The sequence below is a fragment of the Sphingomonas oligoaromativorans genome (genome assembly GCF_011762195.1).
GTDB lineage: Bacteria > Pseudomonadota > Alphaproteobacteria > Sphingomonadales > Sphingomonadaceae > Solisphingomonas > Solisphingomonas oligoaromativorans.
The window spans coordinates 207,722-223,604 of the sequence record NZ_JAASQK010000006.1; the positions used below are offsets into that span (position 1 = coordinate 207,722).

A 15,883-nucleotide genomic window follows, 5' to 3' on the forward strand; every position below is an offset into this window, starting at 1 on the left:
GGACATGCAGCTCGCGGAAGCCCGATCGATCCTGGCGGAGGTGCTGGCGCCGCTGCCGGTCGATCGCTTTTTCGACGAGATCATGGGCCGCTCCTTCGCGGAAGTCCCCGGTGGTGCGCAGCATCCCCGCCGCGCGATTTTCGGCGATCATCCGGCGGAGACGGTGCTGGCGGCGCACGCCACCCATGCCGATCGCCTCGGCTGCCATGCCGAGGCACCTCGCGGGCCGGCGCCCGGCGCCATCCCCGCGGCCGATCCGCAGGCCTTTCGCGCGTCGATCGGGGCTTTCCATGACGTCGGCTATACGGTGCGCGTGCCGGATGTGATCCCGCTCGCGCCCGGCCTGCAACGCTTCGCCCGCGCGCTGGAGTTCATGCTCCACCAGCCGGTCGAGTGTTCCTTGTTCTGGAGCGCGGAGGCGGCCCGCGCGCCGGTGCATTACGACGACAAGGACATCATCGTCATCCAGCTCGTCGGGCGGAAGCAATGGTATGTCTCCGCCGCCCCGCCCAGCCTGCACAATAGCTGGCGTGACATCGCCGAGGTGCCGCCGCAGCTTGGCGAGCACCGCACCATCGACATGGGGCCGGGCGACCTGATCTATGTCCCGCGCGGCACGCCGCATACGGTGCAGTCGCAATCGGAATCGCTGCATCTCTCGATCGGCTTCCTGCCGGTGACGCTGCGCGAGGCGATCATCGCGGCGCTCGATCATCTCTCCGATTTCGACCGTCCGTTGCGGGAGACGGTGCTGGGCCGCATCGACCGCCCGCTGGACATGGCGGCGTTGTCGCAGGCGGTCGGGGATGGGCTCGAGCGTCTGTCGCGCCATGTCCGTACCCCCGGCTTCCTCGAGGGCGCGATGCAGCGGCGCTCCTCCCGCGTGATCGGCCAGCTTGCGAGGCTGGAGGGCGCCCCGCCTGTCGAGCCGCTGACGGCGGCATCCGAAGTTCGGCACAATCCGCTGGCGCTATGCCATATGCTGGCGACGCCCCAGCAGATCGATTTCTGTCAGCCCGGCGGCCATATCAACATCCATCGCGGCGTCGAGCCGGCGTTGCGGTTCATTGCGGCGACGCCCGTCTTCCGCATCGGAGACATCCCCGGCGGGCTTCCCGACGACATCCGCATCGCGCTGGTGGCTCGCCTCATGACGAGCGGCTTCCTACAGTCCGCCGGGCATGGCTGACCCCGGACGGAGCGCGTAGCTGCTCTATCCCAAGGGATTAGGGGGAATTAAAGCACTCGAATTAACCGCGAATCTATTGCACCATTGCATCGATATTCGGGTGAATGGATGAGCCGCGTGGCGTTCCGGGCACGGAATCCCGACGATCCGAATGAACCGGGGGGACAGGAGTTCGGATCGACGGGGCGCGTTTATGGTAAGAGTTCGGTCATGGCGTTTGGGCCGTCGTCGCCGCCGCGGATGGATCGATGGGCGGAGCCTGTATCCCCCCCTCGCCATGCTGGGGCTGGCGGTATCCGCCCCACTTCATGCACGGGCCATGCCGCCCGACGATAGTCCGCCCGCCCCACTGACCATCGTTCCCGCCCACGACGACTGGGCTGGACGCATCGCCTCGGCCGGCACCGAGATCGCTTCCGCCGATCGCACCCCTCTCTACGGCCCTGCGGACAGCCGCCCGACCAAGCGGCCGACCTACGATCCCGAGCGCTACAACACGTTCGGCAAGCGCGTCGGTGCGGTGAAGTGGGAGTTCGCCACGGCGATCGCCCTCCTGACCGTGGCGAACCTGCCCAAGGATCTGCACCATGGCTCGTCCTTCCACTTCCATGACGAGGGCCTGTTCGGTCACGACACCGACAATGTCGGCGTCGACAAGACCGACCATGCCTTCAACAGCTATCTCTACGCCGACATCTTCTATTCGCGGTTGAGAAGGAAGGCCGGCCCCGGCTTCCAGACGGCGCTCACCGCCGGCGTGCTGTCGCTCGCGGCCGAGGCCTATGGCGAGATCTACGACGGTTTCGAGGACAGCAGCGGCTGGTCGATGCAGGATGTGATGTTCGACATAGCGGGCGCGGGCTTCTCGGTGCTGCGCAACTCGGTGCCGGGCCTCGCCGACAAGCTGGATTTCCGGCTGTTGCTCACCCCCAACCGCCATTTCTACTCCTATGAGGGCAAGGAGCATTACCGGCAGCAGAAATTCCTGTTCGCGCTGAAACTGGGCGGTTTCGAGACCTTCCAGCGCTCGCCGCTGCGTTTCGTCGATCTGGAGCTGGGCTATTATGCGAGCGGCTTCACTCCCCGCGAGCGGGCGAGAGGCGACGAGCCGCGGCGGCATCCGTTCATCGGCCTCGGGCTCAATGTGAACGAGCTGCTGTTCAAGCATCCCGATAGCTGGCCGGAGAAGGCGGCGCATTCGGTGCTCACCTACATCCAGCTTCCCTATACGTCGGTGCGATCCGAATAATCGGTTTAGCCGAGCGGCTTGGCGAGCACCGTCAGGCGGAGCGGCGGCGTCATCGGGATGGGGAAGGGGCGGAACTCGCCGGTGCGCGCATAGCCGCGCCGCTCGTAATAAGCGAGCAGCTCGGCACGCTGCTCGATGACCGACATCTCCATGATGTGCGCGCCGAAGCGGGTCACGGCCTCGCGCTCGGCCGCCGCGATCAGGAGCTTGCCGAGGCCGGCCGCCTGCAAGCCCGGATCGACGCCGAGCAGGCCGAGATAGCCGATGCCCTCGCCCCGATCGGTCACCTGCACGCAGCCGATCAGCACGGTGTCGCGTGTCGCCACCAGCAGATGCTCGCCCGGCTGGTTCAGGATCGCGGCCAGCGCCTCCGGCTCGATCCGCTGCCCTTCGACCAGATCGGCCTCATGCGTCCAGCCCGCCCGCGCGCTGTCGCCGCGATAGGCACGCTGCACCAGCGCATGGAGCGGCCCGAGGTCGGCCGGAGTGGCGGGGCGGATGAGGACGGCATCGGTCGTCATGGGCATTCCATCGGAAAAGAAGGGCAAAAGAAAAGGGCGGCCCGACCATCGCCGGACCGCCCCTTGTCTCGGGCAAACAGCTCGACGAAGCGGATCAGCGCTTCGAGAACTGGAAGCTGCGGCGGGCCTTCGCCTTGCCGTACTTCTTACGCTCGACCGCGCGGCTGTCGCGGGTGAGGAAGCCGGCCTGCTTGACCGGGGTACGCAGGATCGGCTCGAAGCGGGTCAGCGCCTGGGCGATGCCGTGCTTCACCGCACCGGCCTGGCCCGACAGACCGCCGCCCTTGACGGTGGCGATCACGTCGTACTGGCCCTCACGGCCGGCGACGCCGAACGGCTGGTTGATGACGAGACGCAGCGTCGGACGGGCGAAATAGACTTCCTGATCGCGACCGTTGACGATGATCTTGCCGGTGCCCGGCTTTAGCCACACGCGGGCGATGGCGTCCTTACGACGGCCGGTCGCATAAGCGCGGCCCAGCGCATCGACCTGCTTCTCGCGGAGCGGAGCGGTCGGGGCGGCGGGAACGAAACCCTCGGTGCCGGTCGAAACGGCGGCGGCGGCCGGGGCCTCGGCGCCGGTCAGCGACGCGAGGTCGGAAAGGGACTGGCGATTGTCGGACATTACGCGCCCACCTTGTTCTTGCGGTTCATCGCCGCGACGTCGAGGACTTCCGGGTTCTGCGCGGCATGGTCATGCTCGGTGCCGGCGAAGATACGCAGGTTGCGCATCTGCTGGCGGCCCAGCGGACCGCGCGGGATCATGCGCTCCACGGCCTTCTCGAGCACGCGCTCGGGGAAGCGGCCTTCCAGCACCTTGGCCGGGGTCGTTTCCTTGATGCCGCCGGCATAGCCGGTGTGCTTGTAATAAACCTTGTCGGTCAGCTTCTTGCCGGTGAACTTCACCTTGTCGGCATTGATGATGATGACATTGTCACCACAATCGATGTGCGGGGTGAAGCTCGGCTTGTGCTTGCCGCGCAGGATGTTGGCGACGATCGAGGCCAGGCGCCCGACCACCAGGCCGTCGGCATCGATCAGATGCCACTTCTTTTCCACCGTGTACGGCGTCGCCGACTTGGTGGTCTTCATGAGCGCCTTCATGGCCCCAAACTCCGAATATGCGAGAAACGCAGCGCGCCGCCCATCGCTGAGCGGCGCTACGGAGGGGGCTAATGACGAATCGCCCTGAAAAAGTCAAGCAACGCGGGGGTTTTTCGAGTGGTATTTTAATACCGGGTCGTATCAGGCGGCTTTCGGCTCCCGTCCGAGCGCATGGCCGCCCCAGATCAGCGTGCCGAGCAGGATGGTGGCGACTGCCTGATGCGTCACCGCGATCGGGATATCCACGCCGGTCAGCAGCGTGGCGATGCCGAGCAGGATCTGCACCACCACGGCGACGACGATGGCGGCGGCCGCCTGGCGGTTGCCGGCCTGACGGGCGAAACGCGCGACCATCACCACCGCGACCAGCGCCACCCATGCCCACCAGCGATGGACGAACTGCACCGCGACCGGATTGTAGACGAGGTTATGGAGCGTGCTCTGGCCCGCGTTCCAGCCGCCGGCGGGGAACCAATCCTCGCCCATCTTGGGCCATGTCGCGAAGGCGTAGCCCGCGCGCAGGCCCGCCGTGAAGGCCCCGAGCATGATCTGGATCGCGAGGATGGCGATCGCCACGGCGGCGAGGCCTGTCAGCTTCGCGGGTCGGGCGGAGGGATCGCGGGCGAGGGCGAGAAGGTCGAGCGCCGTCCAGATCAGATAGCTGTAGATCAGGAGCGCCGTCAGCAGATGGATGGCCAGCCGGATATGGCTCACCTCGGTGCGGTAGACGAGGCCGGAGGACACCATCCACCAGCCGACCACGCCCTGAAGCCCGCCCAGCGCGAAGATCAGCACCGCGCGCCAGCCATAGCCCTTCGGAATCGCCCGCCGCCACCAGAACACCGCCAGCACCGCCAGCAGCACCGTGCCGATGCCACGCGCGATCAGGCGGTGGAGATATTCCCAGAAATAGATGTGCTTGAAGCCCTCCAGCGTCATGCCGGTGTTGAAGGCATGATATTGCGGGATGGCCTTGTAGCCGTCGAACGCGGCCTGCCATTGCGCCTGGGTGAGCGGCGGGATCGTGCCGAGGATCGGATCCCACTCGACGATCGACAGGCCGCTCTCGGTGAGCCTCGTGATGCCGCCGACGATCACGATCGCCAGCACCAGTGCCGCCACGACGAGCAGCCAGCCCCCGAAGGCGCGGGGGGCGGGGCGGGGGGCGGCGGGGCGGCCGGGCAGCTTCAGGGCCGGCGGACTGGGCAGGGCTTCGGACATGGCGAAGGCCTTACCGCGTGGCCGGGCCTGTCGACAATGCCGCTATCGCCCTTCGTCCCGTCGCATCCATCGCGAAATGAGATATTGTATCATCGTGACATTGGTGCCATATCGCCGGCCATGGCGACTTCCCCCTCCGACTCTCCGCCTGACTCCGACATGGAGCGCGAACGCAGCATCGACCGGCTCGACCGCATGGCGATCGGGCTGTCCAGCCTGTGCCTCGTGCATTGTATCGCAACCGTGCTGCTGGCGGCGACGCTGGCGTCCGCCGGGGCGGCGCTGGCCAATCCGCGCTGGCACGAGGTGGGCTTCACGCTCGCCATCCTGATCGGCGGGGTGGCGCTGGGGCGGGGCTATCTCGCGCATCGCGACTGGCGGCCGTTGCTGCTCGGCGGGGCGGGGCTGGCGCTGATGGCGGTCGGCCTGATCCGCGCCGAGGGGCTGCCGGAGATCGCCAGCACCATGGCCGGTGTCGTGCTGCTCGCCTTCGCGCATCGCCTCAACGCCAGGCGCGGCGCGCATCGGCATGGCCTTGTCGCGGGGCGTCGCCACGCCTAGTTTGGCGGGCATGGCCGGAACCCATGCCACCACATCCCCACGCGTCCACAAGCACGCGCATCATCATGGCGCCGCTTTGGCGTCCGCCGCGCAGGCGACGCTGGAAGCGAAGGGCGAGCAATGGACCGCGCTCCGCTCGGCCGTGTTCGGCGTCCTGAGCCGGCTGGAGCGGCCGGCCTCGGCCTATGACATCACCGAGCTGCTCTCGCGCGAGCAGGAGCGCCGGGTCGCGGCCAACAGCGTCTATCGCATCCTCGACCTGTTCGTGGCGACCAATCTCGCCCAGCGGATCGAGAGCGCCAACGCCTATATCGCCAATCCGCACCCCGGCTGTATGCACGACTGCATCTTCCTGGTGTGCGACCGGTGCGGGCAGGCGATCCATGTCGACAACGACGCCGCCGCCGGCCCGGTTCGCGAGGCGGCTCAAAAGGTTGGCTTCGTTCCCGAGCGTCCCGTGATCGAGGTTCGCGGGCGTTGCGCGGCGTGCGCGGCGGCCACACTCGCCTAAAACCCGCATATTAAGGTTTCTTCACCGTTCGACAGGACGCGTCGCTTGGCGTAAGCGGTGCGGTCCAAGGAGAGCTATTCGTGTCCGATCGCCCCGTGACCCCCTTACTGGACAAAGTTGATACCCCGGCCGACCTGCGCCGCCTGAAGCCCGAGCAGCTCCGGCAGCTCGCGGACGAGCTGCGCGCCGAGATGATCTCGGTCGTCGGCGTGACGGGCGGCCATCTCGGTTCCGGCCTCGGCGTGGTGGAGCTGACCACCGCGCTGCATTATGTATTCAACACGCCCGAAGACAAGCTGATCTGGGATGTCGGCCACCAGGCCTATCCCCACAAGATCCTGACCGGCCGTCGGGACCGCATCCGTACTCTCCGGCAGGGCGGGGGTCTCTCCGGTTTCACGCAGCGGGCCGAGAGCGAATATGATCCGTTCGGCGCGGCGCATTCGTCGACGTCGATCTCGGCGGCGCTGGGCTTCGCGGTGGCGAACAAGCTCGCCGGAAAGCCGGGCAAGGCGATCGCCGTGATCGGCGACGGCTCGATGTCGGCGGGCATGGCCTATGAGGCGATGAACAATGCCGAACAGGCGGGCAACCGGCTGGTCGTCATCCTCAACGACAACGACATGTCGATCGCGCCGCCGGTGGGCGGCCTGTCCGCCTATCTGGCGCGCATCGTGTCGTCGGCGCCGTTCCTCAATCTGCGCGATCTCGCCAAGAAGCTGGTCAAGCGCCTGCCGCGTCCGCTCGCCGACGCCGCGCGCAAGACCGACGAGTTCGCCCGTGGCATGGCGATCGGCGGCACGCTCTTCGAGGAGCTGGGCTTCTATTATGTCGGCCCGATCGACGGCCATAATCTCGACCATCTGATCCCGGTGCTCGAGAATGTGCGCGACGCGGCGGAAGGCCCGATCCTGATCCACGTCGTCACCAAGAAGGGCCATGGCTATGCGCCGGCCGAGCAGGCGGCGGACAAATATCACGGCGTGCAGAAGTTCGACGTCATCACCGGCGAGCAGGTGAAGGGGCCGGCCGGTCCGCCAAGCTATACGGCCGTCTTCGCCAAGGCCCTGCTTGCCGAGGCGGAGCGCGACAGCACGATCTGCGCGATCACGGCGGCGATGCCGTCGGGCACCGGGCTCGACAAGTTCCAGCAGAAGTTCCCGGAGCGGACCTTCGACGTCGGCATCGCCGAGCAGCACGCCGTCACCTTCGCGGCCGGCCTCGCCGCGCAGGGGCAGCGCCCGTTCTGCGCGATCTACTCGACCTTCCTTCAGCGCGCCTATGACCAGGTGGTCCATGACGTCGCGATCCAGAACCTGCCGGTCCGCTTCGCGATCGACCGCGCCGGCCTGGTCGGCGCCGACGGCTCGACCCATGCCGGCTCGTTCGACATCACCTATCTCGCGACGCTGCCCAACATGGTGGTGATGGCGGCCGCCGACGAGGCGGAGCTGGTCCATATGGTCCACACCGCCGCGCTCTATGACGACGGCCCCATCGCGCTGCGCTATCCGCGCGGCAACGGCATCGGCGTCGAGCTGCCCGCCAAGCCGCAGAAGCTGGAGATCGGCAAGGGCCGCATCGTCCGCGAGGGCAAGAAGGTGGTGATCCTGTCGCTCGGCACGCGCCTCGAAGAGGCGCTGAAGGCGGCCGATCGCCTCGACGCGCAGGGCCTCTCCACCACGGTGGCCGACCTGCGCTTCGCCAAGCCGCTCGACGCCAAGCTGATCCGCAAGCTCTGCACCACGCATGAGGTTGTCCTCACCGTGGAGGAAGGCGCGGTCGGCGGCCTCGGCGCGCATGTGCTGACGCTGGCCTCCGACGAAGGGCTGGTCGATGCGGGGCTCAAGATTCGCACGCTGCGCCTGCCGGATATCTTCCAGGCGCAGGACAAGCCCGAGAAGCAATATGCCGAGGCCCGGCTCGACGCCGATGCGATGGTGGACACCGTGCTGAAGGCACTGCGCCACAATTCGGTGGGCGTCGTCGGCGAGGCCCGCGCCTGACCATTCCCCGGCCCGCCTCCCGCGCAAGGGATGGCGGGCCGGGACTTCCCCGCATCGCGGCGGCGGACATGAAAAAGCCGCCGGGGCCTGAGGCCACGACGGCTTGGACATCCGGCCGGAGCCGGGAGGGAGCTGCTATGCGTCCCTTGTCATGGGTGCGATCAGTGGATCAGGATCGTCCCGATCGCCAGCGCCTGAGCGCCCACCATCGCCGCGAGCAGAGCCGCGCCTTCGAACATACGCATGGAGTGTTTCCTTGTGTGGACGCGCAGGGCAACGGCTAGGGAGGGGGGAGCGGCGTTGCCCTGCGACAAAGCGACAGATATGAGCGACGAAACTTTATTACAAGTGTGAGTAATGTCCGCGCGATTGCGTGGACTGCAATTTTAGGGAGTCCGCCGGTTCCATGAGCCGCACCGTCCGCGCCGACCAGCTCGTCACCGACCGCGGCCTCGCCGAAAGCCGGACCCGCGCGCAGGCGCTGATCCTCGCCGGGCTGGTCTATACGGGCGATCGCAAGGTGGAGAAGGCGGGCCAGCCGCTCCCGCCCGACGCGCCGCTGGAGGTGAAGGGGCGGGATCATCCCTGGGTGTCGCGCGGCGGGCTCAAGCTCGATCATGCGCTCACCCATTTCGGCTGGGATGCGACGGGCCTTGTCGCGGTGGATGTCGGCGCCTCGACCGGGGGCTTCACCGACGTGCTGCTGACGCGCGGGGCGGCGAAGGTCTATGCGGTGGACGTCGGCCATGGCCAGCTCGCGTGGAAGCTGCGCTCCGACGATCGCGTGGTGGTGCTGGAGCGGACGAATGCCCGCCATCTGACCGCCGAGCATATCCCCGATCCGATCGATCTCATTGTGTGCGATGCGAGCTTCATCGCGCTTTCCAAGGTGCTGCCCGCCGCGCTCGATCTGGCGAGGTCGGGCGCGCGGCTCGCCGCGCTCATCAAGCCGCAGTTCGAGGCGGGGCGCGAGGAGGTGGGCAAGGGCGGCGTCGTGCGCGATCCGGCCGTCCATGCCCGTGTGTGTGACGAGACGGTCGCGTGGCTCGGCTCGATCGGCTGGACGGTGGCGGGCGTCACCACCAGCCCGATCACCGGGCCGGAGGGAAATGTCGAGTTCCTCGTTGCCGCAATGAAACAGGTTCGAGACAGCGACGGTTGACGGCGCGTCCCAAGTCGATACCTCCATGGTCCCGAAACGGGGCATATGCCGCTCTTGGCGGCCAGGGGTGACGAGATGAGTGAACTGGCGCTGCCGGGGCAGCTTCGAATGTCGTTCGTGCGGGTGGCGCTCGTCACGGTGCCGGTGATCCTGTTCCTCGGCATCCTTTCGGGCGTGGCGGCCGGATCGGGTTACGGCAATCCGTGGTTCGCGGCGCTGGCCAAGCCCTCGCTGATGCCGCCGGGCTGGGCGTTCCCCGTGGCGTGGACGCTGCTCTACATCCTGATCGGGCTGGCGCTCTCCATGGTCCTCGCCGCGCGGGGCGCGGGCGGGCGAGGCGTGGCGATCACGCTGTTCGTCGTGCAGTTCGCGCTGAACCTCGCCTGGTCGCCCACCTTCTTCGCCGCGCACGAGGTGACGATCGCCTTCGCCATCATCCTGCTGATGATCGTGCTGACCGTCGCGACCGTGCTGGCCTTCGCGCGCGTGCGGCCCCGGGCGGCGGCGCTGATGCTGCCCTATCTGGCGTGGCTGTGCTTCGCGGCGTGGCTCAATCACGAGATCGAGATCCTCAATCCTGCCGCCGCGACGCTTGCGCCGACGGCGTCGAGCGCCCAAGTGCAGCTCTGATGCGGGGCGGGTTCGTTCCACGGGGAGATTTTGAGATGCAGTCCGAGAATCGTTTCTTCGATGATGTCGTGAAGCTGATGAACGGCGTCGCGGGCACCGTCGCCGGCGCCGGCCGCGAGGCCGAGGCGCAGTTCCGCGAGAAGGCCAAGGGCTTCTTCGGCGGCATGGACTTCGTCAGCCGCGAGGAGTTCGACGCCGTGAAGGCGATGGCCGCCGCCGCGCGCGACGAGGCCGATCAGCTCAAGGCCCGGCTCGACGCGCTGGAAGCCAAGCTGTCCGGCGGGGCGGGCGCCTGATCCTTTTCTCCACAGTTTTCGTGGGAAGCGCCCCTTGCCGTAAGCCGTGCGGGCCGTCACAGCTTGGCGTACCGCGGCGGATGCGGTAGGGGCGGGGCCAGGATGAATCTCGACGATCTCGAGGACGCGCACAACGACGCGAGTGCGCCGATCGACATGCTGGAAAGCTATTTCCAGGCGCATGGCTGGACGTGCGAGCGCATGGGCGACGACGAGATCGTCGCCACCGTGCAGGGAAGCTGGACGCAGTACGAGCTGCGCGGCGTGTGGCGCCCGGAGGATCGCGTCCTCCAGTTCCTCGCCATGCCCGACATCCGCGTGCCCGCCGACAAGAGGCTGGCGGTCTATGAGACGATCGGCCTCATCAACGAGCAGCTCTGGCTCGGCCATTTCGAGCTGTGGGCGGCGTCCGGCCTCGCGCTCTACCGCAACGCGACGCTGGTCGAGGGCGATGGCGAGAGCGTGCTGTCGCTCGATCAGGCCGAGACGCTGATCGAGACCGCGATCGACGAGTGCGAGCGCTTCTATCCGGTGTTCCAGTTCGTGCTGTGGGGCAACAAGTCGCCGGCCGACGCGATCGCCGCCGCCCTGATCGAGACGCGCGGCGAGGCCTGAGCGCCTCGCCTTCGGGAGAGACTTCATGACCATCGCAGGCAATGGCCCGATCTGGCTGGCGGGCGCCGGCAATATGGGCGGGGCGATGCTGCGCGGCTGGCTCGGCGCGGGCGTGGAGGCGGCGCGCGTGCTCGTCATCCGCCCCTCCGGCGCGGCCGTGGATGGTGGCGTGCAGGTGCTGAAAAGCCCGCCGCCCGATGGCGAGATGCCCGCTGTTCTGGTGCTGGCGATGAAGCCGCAGAAGCTCGACGAGGCCGTGCCCGCGCTCGCCCCGATGGTCGGCGAGGGGACGCTGGTCGTCTCGGTGCTGGCGGGCGTCGAGGTGGCATCGCTGGCGAAGCGCTTCCCCAGGCATCGCGGCATCGTGCGCGTGATGCCCAACACGCCGGTCGCGATCGGCAAGGGCGTGGCGCTGCTCCATGCCGACGCCCGCACCGACGCGGCGACCCGCGCCGAGGCGGAGGAGCTGGCCCGCCCGCTCGGCCTCACCGAATGGATTCCCGACGAGACGCTGTTCGGGGCGGCGACCGCGCTTTCCGGCTGCGGCCCGGCCTTCCTGTTCCGCTTCATCGACGCGATGGCGAAGGCGGGCGCGAAGCTCGGCCTCGACGAGGCGCAGGCCGCGCGGCTCGCGCTGGCGACGGTCGAGGGCGCGGCTTTGCTCGCGGCCGGATCGGACGAGAACCCGGCCCGGCTCGCCGACCGCGTGGCCAGCCCCGGCGGCTCGACCCGCGCCGGCCTCAACGTCCTCGACGAGGGCGCGGCGCTCGACCGGCTGATGGCGTCGGTGCTGAAGGCCTCCTTCGATCGCAACGAGGAAATGGCCGCCGCGGCGCGCTGAGGGCGCGTGGGGCCTGCGGGTGGGCTCGCCCGTGTATGACGGACGGGGTCGGATGCGCCTCGCGCGGTTTTGCCGGGATCGGCGACGGCACGCCCTGCAATGGGCGTCCTGCGGGAAGGCCTGTTGGATTTGCGGGCGCATTTCGCCCGTCGTTCGCAGCACGAGGGGGAAGCGACCGGCGCGTCCTTCGCCATGCACCCGGCGGGGGCGGGCAGCGTGAGGGGCGTGGGTTCACGCCCGTCGGTGCGCCCTTGGGGTTAGGCGGCCGTGCCGGGGACGTCCTGTTGGCGGGACGGAGCCTGCACGGTGGCCGTTGAGGGAAAGTTGCGAAGCTTCGGCTGAACCGGATGACTTCGCGCCGGTCGCCCGGAAAGATGCGAACATCTCACCGAACCTCATCCACCGCACCATGGCCAAGGGTACGGAAGACGGGTGCTTTATAACCTATTTGGATTATCACGTCAAGAGTGTTGCTATGGCAGTGGTTTGCACAGTCGATGCCTGCGCGGATGGTCAAGAGCAAGTCTGGTATGGCGGGAGTTGGTGGGAAGCGGACATTGCCGGTCATCACCTTTTCACCTAATCTCGGCCGATGTCCCTCTACCGAAAAGCATGGTTGTTTACCGGCTGGACCCTGCTGATGTTCGTCACGACCCCTCTCTGGCTATTCTGGCCTGTTAGTCGCTGGGGAATGGTTGCCGCATTGCCGGGCATGGCGTTTTGGCTCGCGCATGGCGCTGTTTCGCTATGGCTGTTTCGTTGCCCCGTTTGCCGAACTTCCCCGTTCACAACCCGAATGGGTTTCGTGGGTATAAGCCATCCTTGGCCACGCCGCTCCTGTTCGAAATGCAGCCAGGACCTCCGCGCAACGTAGGTCTGCAACTGGGCGAAACCCGCCTTCGCCCGCCCACCTTATCCTCCGCGCAGCTTCATCAGCATCGGCCGATCGGCGGGCGGCACCAGCCCTTCCAGCACCTGCCAGAAGCCCGCCACCGCCGCCGGCCCCGCCTCGGCATAGGCGGCCGAGAGGCGCGAGCGGAGCATCCCGAACAATTCCGCCTCCAGCGCGGTGCCGGCGGGCGTCAGCCTGAGGAGCCGCTGCCGCCGGTCGTCGCGGCCGACCTGCGTCTCGACCAGCCCGCGCGCGGTCAGCTCGTTGAGCGCGCGGCCGAGCGACTGCTTGGTGATCCCGAGCAGGCCGAGCAGCGTGCTCACCGTCAATCCGGGCTGGCGGGCGATGAAATAGAGCGCGCGATGATGCGCCCGGCCGAGCCCGTCGGCCGCCAGCCGCTCGTCCACCGCCTGGAGCAGATGGCCATAGCCGAAGAACAGCAGCTCGACGCCGCGACGGATCTCGGCTTCGCGCAGGAACAGCGGAGAGGCGGGGCTCGGCGAAACGGGCATGTTGACCTGCCTAGGCGCGCTCCCTAGCTGTGCGCAAGCGTCCAGCCGCCCGGCCGGCCGCGCCCCCTCATCAGGAGCCGGATCTTGACCGCGCTTGCCCCGTCCGCCGTTCCGCTTGCCCCTCTGCCGCGGGCCGTCGCCGCCGTGGTGTTCGACATGGACGGCACGCTGCTCGACACCGAGGCGGTGCATCGCGTCACGATGCAGGCGGCGGCCGACGCGCTCGGCCATACGCTGAGCGACGCGCTGTTCCGCGAGCTGGTCGGCGTCCATCGCGACGTGAACACGCAGACGCTGCTCGCCCATTTCGGCCCCGATTTCCCGATGGAGGAATTCTATCGCGACGGCGACGCGCGCTTCGATGCGATGTGGCGCGCGGGCGTGCCCTTCCGCCCCGGCGCGCGGGAGTTGCTGGAGACGCTGAAGGCGGCCGGCCTACCGCTGGCGGTCGCGACCTCGACCGCGAGCCCCTTCGCCGAGGAGCGGCTGGCGCATTCCGGCATCCTCGATTTCTTCGCGACGGTGGTGACGCGCAGCGACGTGACGCGGCCCAAGCCGGATGCCGAGCCCTATCTGCTGGCGGCGGCGCGCCTCGGCCTCGATCCGCGCGATTGCGTGGCGGTGGAGGATTCGCCCAACGGCCTGCGCGCGGGCGCGGCGGCGGGGATGATGGCGCTGCTCGTGCCGGACCTGATCCCGCCGACCGCCGAGACGGAGGCGCTGGCGACGGCGGTGCTGCCCGATCTGGCGGCGGTGGGGGCCTTGATCGGGCGATCGTCGCACCGGATCTGACGGGATGCGCGGCCGGGCTTTTCACGGGCGCGAAGCTCCGCTAGGGGAGCGCGCACATTGGGGCGTCGCCAAGCGGTAAGGCACCGGTTTTTGGTACCGGCATTCGCAGGTTCGAATCCTGCCGCCCCAGCCACCGCGCTGTTTCAGCATGACCCAGACAGCGCCACGACGTCCCCCGGAACAGCCAAAAACGCCCGGATTGCAGACTGTTCTGGCGCAGGTTGTCTCGGGCCGACCTCTTGCAGCTCGACGCCAGCAGTGGCAATTTGTTGGTAGAATTTCGCCTCCTACCAACAAACCCGTGAGGGCACGGGATTCGAGGTCGAATGCTATGCTGACAGACATCGCGTTGAAGGCGCTCAAGCCCGAACTAAAATCCTACAAGCGTTCCGATGGCGGAGGCCTCTTCATTCTCGTCCAGTCCGACGGGAAGAAGTTCTGGCGGCTGGCCTATCGGTTTGCCGGAAAACAGAAGCTTCTCTCAGGCGGGCACTATCCCCTCGTCGGTCTCAAGGCCGCGCGTGCATGGCGCGATGCCTGCAGGGCGCAGCTGGCTCGCGGACGCGATCCGTCGGCTGAACGACAGGCGGAAAAGGAGCTTCTGCGGACCGCCGTTTCCAATTCATTCGAGGATGTGGCGCGAGAATGGGCGCAGACGCGCCAGCTCGGCTGGTCTCCTCGCTATGCGGCCCTCGTCATGGGGCGGCTGGAGGCCGACATCTTCCCGGCGCTCGGCGAGATGGAGATCAGCGCGATCACGCCCCGCATGATCCTGGATGCCGTCCGCCAGATCGAGGCGCGAGGGGCTGTCGAGATGGCGCATCGCGTAAAGAACCATGTCAGCGAGATCTTCCGCTTCGCGATTCCCGATGGGCGATGCGAAAGCGATCCCTGTCGTGACCTCGCGCCCGCCATGGCGAAACCACGTGCCGTCCAGCACCGCGCGAAGGTTAGCGTCCGCGACTTGCCGGACTTTTTCGTGAAACTGAATGCAGATGGCGGTGCCAGGCTCAGCCATCTGGCGCTGCGCTGGACCATGCTCACCATGGTCCGCACCCAGGAGACCCGCTTTGCGGAGTGGTCGGAGTTCGAGGATCTCGATGGTCCCGAGCCGATGTGGCGGATACCCGCCGAGCGCATGAAGATGCGGTCCGAGCATCTCGTGCCCCTGCCGCGCCAGGCGCTGGGATTGCTGAAGGAGATTTACGGCCTCAACGTCTTCCGGAAGGCCGGCAATATGAAGTTTGGCCGATTTCTCTTTCCCGTCGCGGGCTCGAACTCGCTCGTCATCAGCGAGAACCGGATGCTCGATATCATGTACCGCATGGGTCTTCGGGGAAAAGCGACGGTTCACGGTTTCCGGGGTCTCGCCAGCACGGTCCTCAACGAAACCGGTCGCTTCGAAGGCGACTGGATCGAGCACCAGCTCGCCCATCAGCCGCGAGGGGTGCGGGCGGCCTATAACGCCGCGCGCTATCTCCAGCACCGGCGGCCGATGATGCAGTGGTGGGCCGACTATCTCGACGAAGCCGAGCGCGCCGGGATGAATGGACGAACTACGGATCTCGAAGCGCTTCGGCAGATTACTCCTCCGCCTGTGTCCCGCCTGTTGCCCTGGGAGCGACCGGACGCGCTCGATGAAGCTTCTTCCGTCGCCTGAGCTCGCTCGATCCATCGTGCGCCCCCTGAGGTGGTGCCGGTTTTCTGGACAGGGTGTTAAGCTACTCCCGACCTGATGGATTGGTACGGGAATGAAGACGACGAGGAAGCGCTACAGCGCC

At 67.5% G+C, this 15,883-nt stretch carries 17 protein-coding genes and 1 tRNA gene; 13 read left to right on the plus strand and 5 right to left on the minus strand.

The window, feature by feature from the left end; genetic code table 11:
* Positions 1-4 precede the first annotated feature (4 nt).
* Positions 5-1,189 (plus strand): JmjC domain-containing protein, encoded by a 1,185-nt coding sequence (locus FHS98_RS13705; protein WP_167106040.1) that lies wholly within the window; start codon positions 5-7, stop codon positions 1,187-1,189.
* 319 nt (positions 1,190-1,508) lie between these two features.
* Complete coding sequence (locus FHS98_RS13710; protein WP_243848027.1) at positions 1,509-2,438, plus strand: DUF2279 domain-containing protein; 930 nt, start codon at positions 1,509-1,511, stop codon at positions 2,436-2,438.
* 5 nt (positions 2,439-2,443) lie between these two features.
* Here the strand turns inward: FHS98_RS13710 and FHS98_RS13715 are convergent, their stop codons facing one another.
* From FHS98_RS13715 to FHS98_RS13730, 4 genes are all read right to left on the minus strand, one after another.
* Positions 2,444-2,959 carry a GNAT family N-acetyltransferase gene (locus FHS98_RS13715; RefSeq protein ID WP_167106046.1) on the minus strand — a complete coding sequence of 172 codons (516 nt, stop codon included), beginning with the start codon at positions 2,957-2,959 and terminating at the stop codon, positions 2,444-2,446.
* A 94-nt stretch (positions 2,960-3,053) separates the two neighbouring features.
* Positions 3,054-3,584 (minus strand): 30S ribosomal protein S9, encoded by a 531-nt coding sequence (gene rpsI / locus FHS98_RS13720; protein ID WP_167106049.1) that lies wholly within the window; start codon positions 3,582-3,584, stop codon positions 3,054-3,056.
* Positions 3,584-4,063: a 50S ribosomal protein L13 gene (rplM, locus tag FHS98_RS13725; protein WP_167106053.1), complete on the minus strand. Its 480-nt coding sequence runs from the start codon at positions 4,061-4,063 to the stop codon at positions 3,584-3,586. Before rplM ends, rpsI begins: the two co-directional genes overlap by 1 nt.
* Before the next feature lie 141 nt (positions 4,064-4,204).
* On the minus strand, positions 4,205-5,284 hold the full coding sequence (locus tag FHS98_RS13730) for a COX15/CtaA family protein (protein ID WP_167106056.1): 1,080 nt from the start codon (positions 5,282-5,284) through the stop codon (positions 4,205-4,207).
* A 120-nt stretch (positions 5,285-5,404) separates the two neighbouring features.
* On the opposite strand from FHS98_RS13730, the gene FHS98_RS13735 reads away from it, so the two are divergent.
* The 8 genes from FHS98_RS13735 (at position 5,405) to proC (ending at position 11,906) form a co-directional block, all read left to right on the plus strand.
* Positions 5,405-5,845, plus strand: a complete 441-nt coding sequence (locus FHS98_RS13735) for a MerC domain-containing protein (protein WP_243848028.1) — start codon at positions 5,405-5,407, stop codon at positions 5,843-5,845.
* 10 nt (positions 5,846-5,855) lie between these two features.
* A complete protein-coding gene (locus FHS98_RS13740) occupies positions 5,856-6,356 on the plus strand; it encodes a Fur family transcriptional regulator (RefSeq protein ID WP_167106059.1) in 501 nt (166 codons plus the stop codon).
* A gap of 80 nt (positions 6,357-6,436) precedes the next feature.
* Positions 6,437-8,362 carry a 1-deoxy-D-xylulose-5-phosphate synthase gene (dxs, locus tag FHS98_RS13745; RefSeq protein ID WP_167106062.1) on the plus strand — a complete coding sequence of 642 codons (1,926 nt, stop codon included), beginning with the start codon at positions 6,437-6,439 and terminating at the stop codon, positions 8,360-8,362.
* 406 nt (positions 8,363-8,768) lie between these two features.
* On the plus strand, positions 8,769-9,524 hold the full coding sequence (locus FHS98_RS13750) for a TlyA family RNA methyltransferase (RefSeq protein WP_167106065.1): 756 nt from the start codon (positions 8,769-8,771) through the stop codon (positions 9,522-9,524).
* A 75-nt stretch (positions 9,525-9,599) separates the two neighbouring features.
* On the plus strand, positions 9,600-10,154 hold the full coding sequence (locus tag FHS98_RS13755) for a TspO/MBR family protein (RefSeq protein WP_167106068.1): 555 nt from the start codon (positions 9,600-9,602) through the stop codon (positions 10,152-10,154).
* A 35-nt stretch (positions 10,155-10,189) separates the two neighbouring features.
* Entirely contained in the window at positions 10,190-10,450 is a 261-nt protein-coding gene (locus FHS98_RS13760) for an accessory factor UbiK family protein (RefSeq protein ID WP_167106071.1), read from the plus strand.
* A gap of 102 nt (positions 10,451-10,552) precedes the next feature.
* Positions 10,553-11,065: a type III secretion system chaperone family protein gene (locus FHS98_RS13765; protein ID WP_019834331.1), complete on the plus strand. Its 513-nt coding sequence runs from the start codon at positions 10,553-10,555 to the stop codon at positions 11,063-11,065.
* 25 nt (positions 11,066-11,090) lie between these two features.
* Complete coding sequence (proC, locus tag FHS98_RS13770) at positions 11,091-11,906, plus strand: pyrroline-5-carboxylate reductase (protein WP_167106074.1); 816 nt, start codon at positions 11,091-11,093, stop codon at positions 11,904-11,906.
* Between the two features lie 912 nt (positions 11,907-12,818).
* Here the strand turns inward: proC and FHS98_RS13775 are convergent.
* Positions 12,819-13,310, minus strand: a complete 492-nt coding sequence (locus FHS98_RS13775) for a MarR family transcriptional regulator (protein ID WP_167106077.1) — start codon at positions 13,308-13,310, stop codon at positions 12,819-12,821.
* Between the two features lie 84 nt (positions 13,311-13,394).
* Here FHS98_RS13775 and FHS98_RS13780 point away from each other — a divergent pair, with 84 nt between their 5' ends.
* The 3 genes from FHS98_RS13780 to FHS98_RS13790 all read left to right on the plus strand — a co-directional run bounded on the left by FHS98_RS13780 (position 13,395) and on the right by FHS98_RS13790 (position 15,762).
* Positions 13,395-14,102 carry an HAD family hydrolase gene (locus tag FHS98_RS13780; RefSeq protein WP_167106079.1) on the plus strand — a complete coding sequence of 236 codons (708 nt, stop codon included), beginning with the start codon at positions 13,395-13,397 and terminating at the stop codon, positions 14,100-14,102.
* Between the two features lie 58 nt (positions 14,103-14,160).
* A tRNA-Gln gene (locus tag FHS98_RS13785) sits at positions 14,161-14,235 on the plus strand.
* 198 nt (positions 14,236-14,433) lie between these two features.
* Positions 14,434-15,762 (plus strand): tyrosine-type recombinase/integrase, encoded by a 1,329-nt coding sequence (locus FHS98_RS13790; RefSeq protein ID WP_167106082.1) that lies wholly within the window; start codon positions 14,434-14,436, stop codon positions 15,760-15,762.
* The last annotated feature ends 121 nt before the right edge of the window (positions 15,763-15,883 follow it).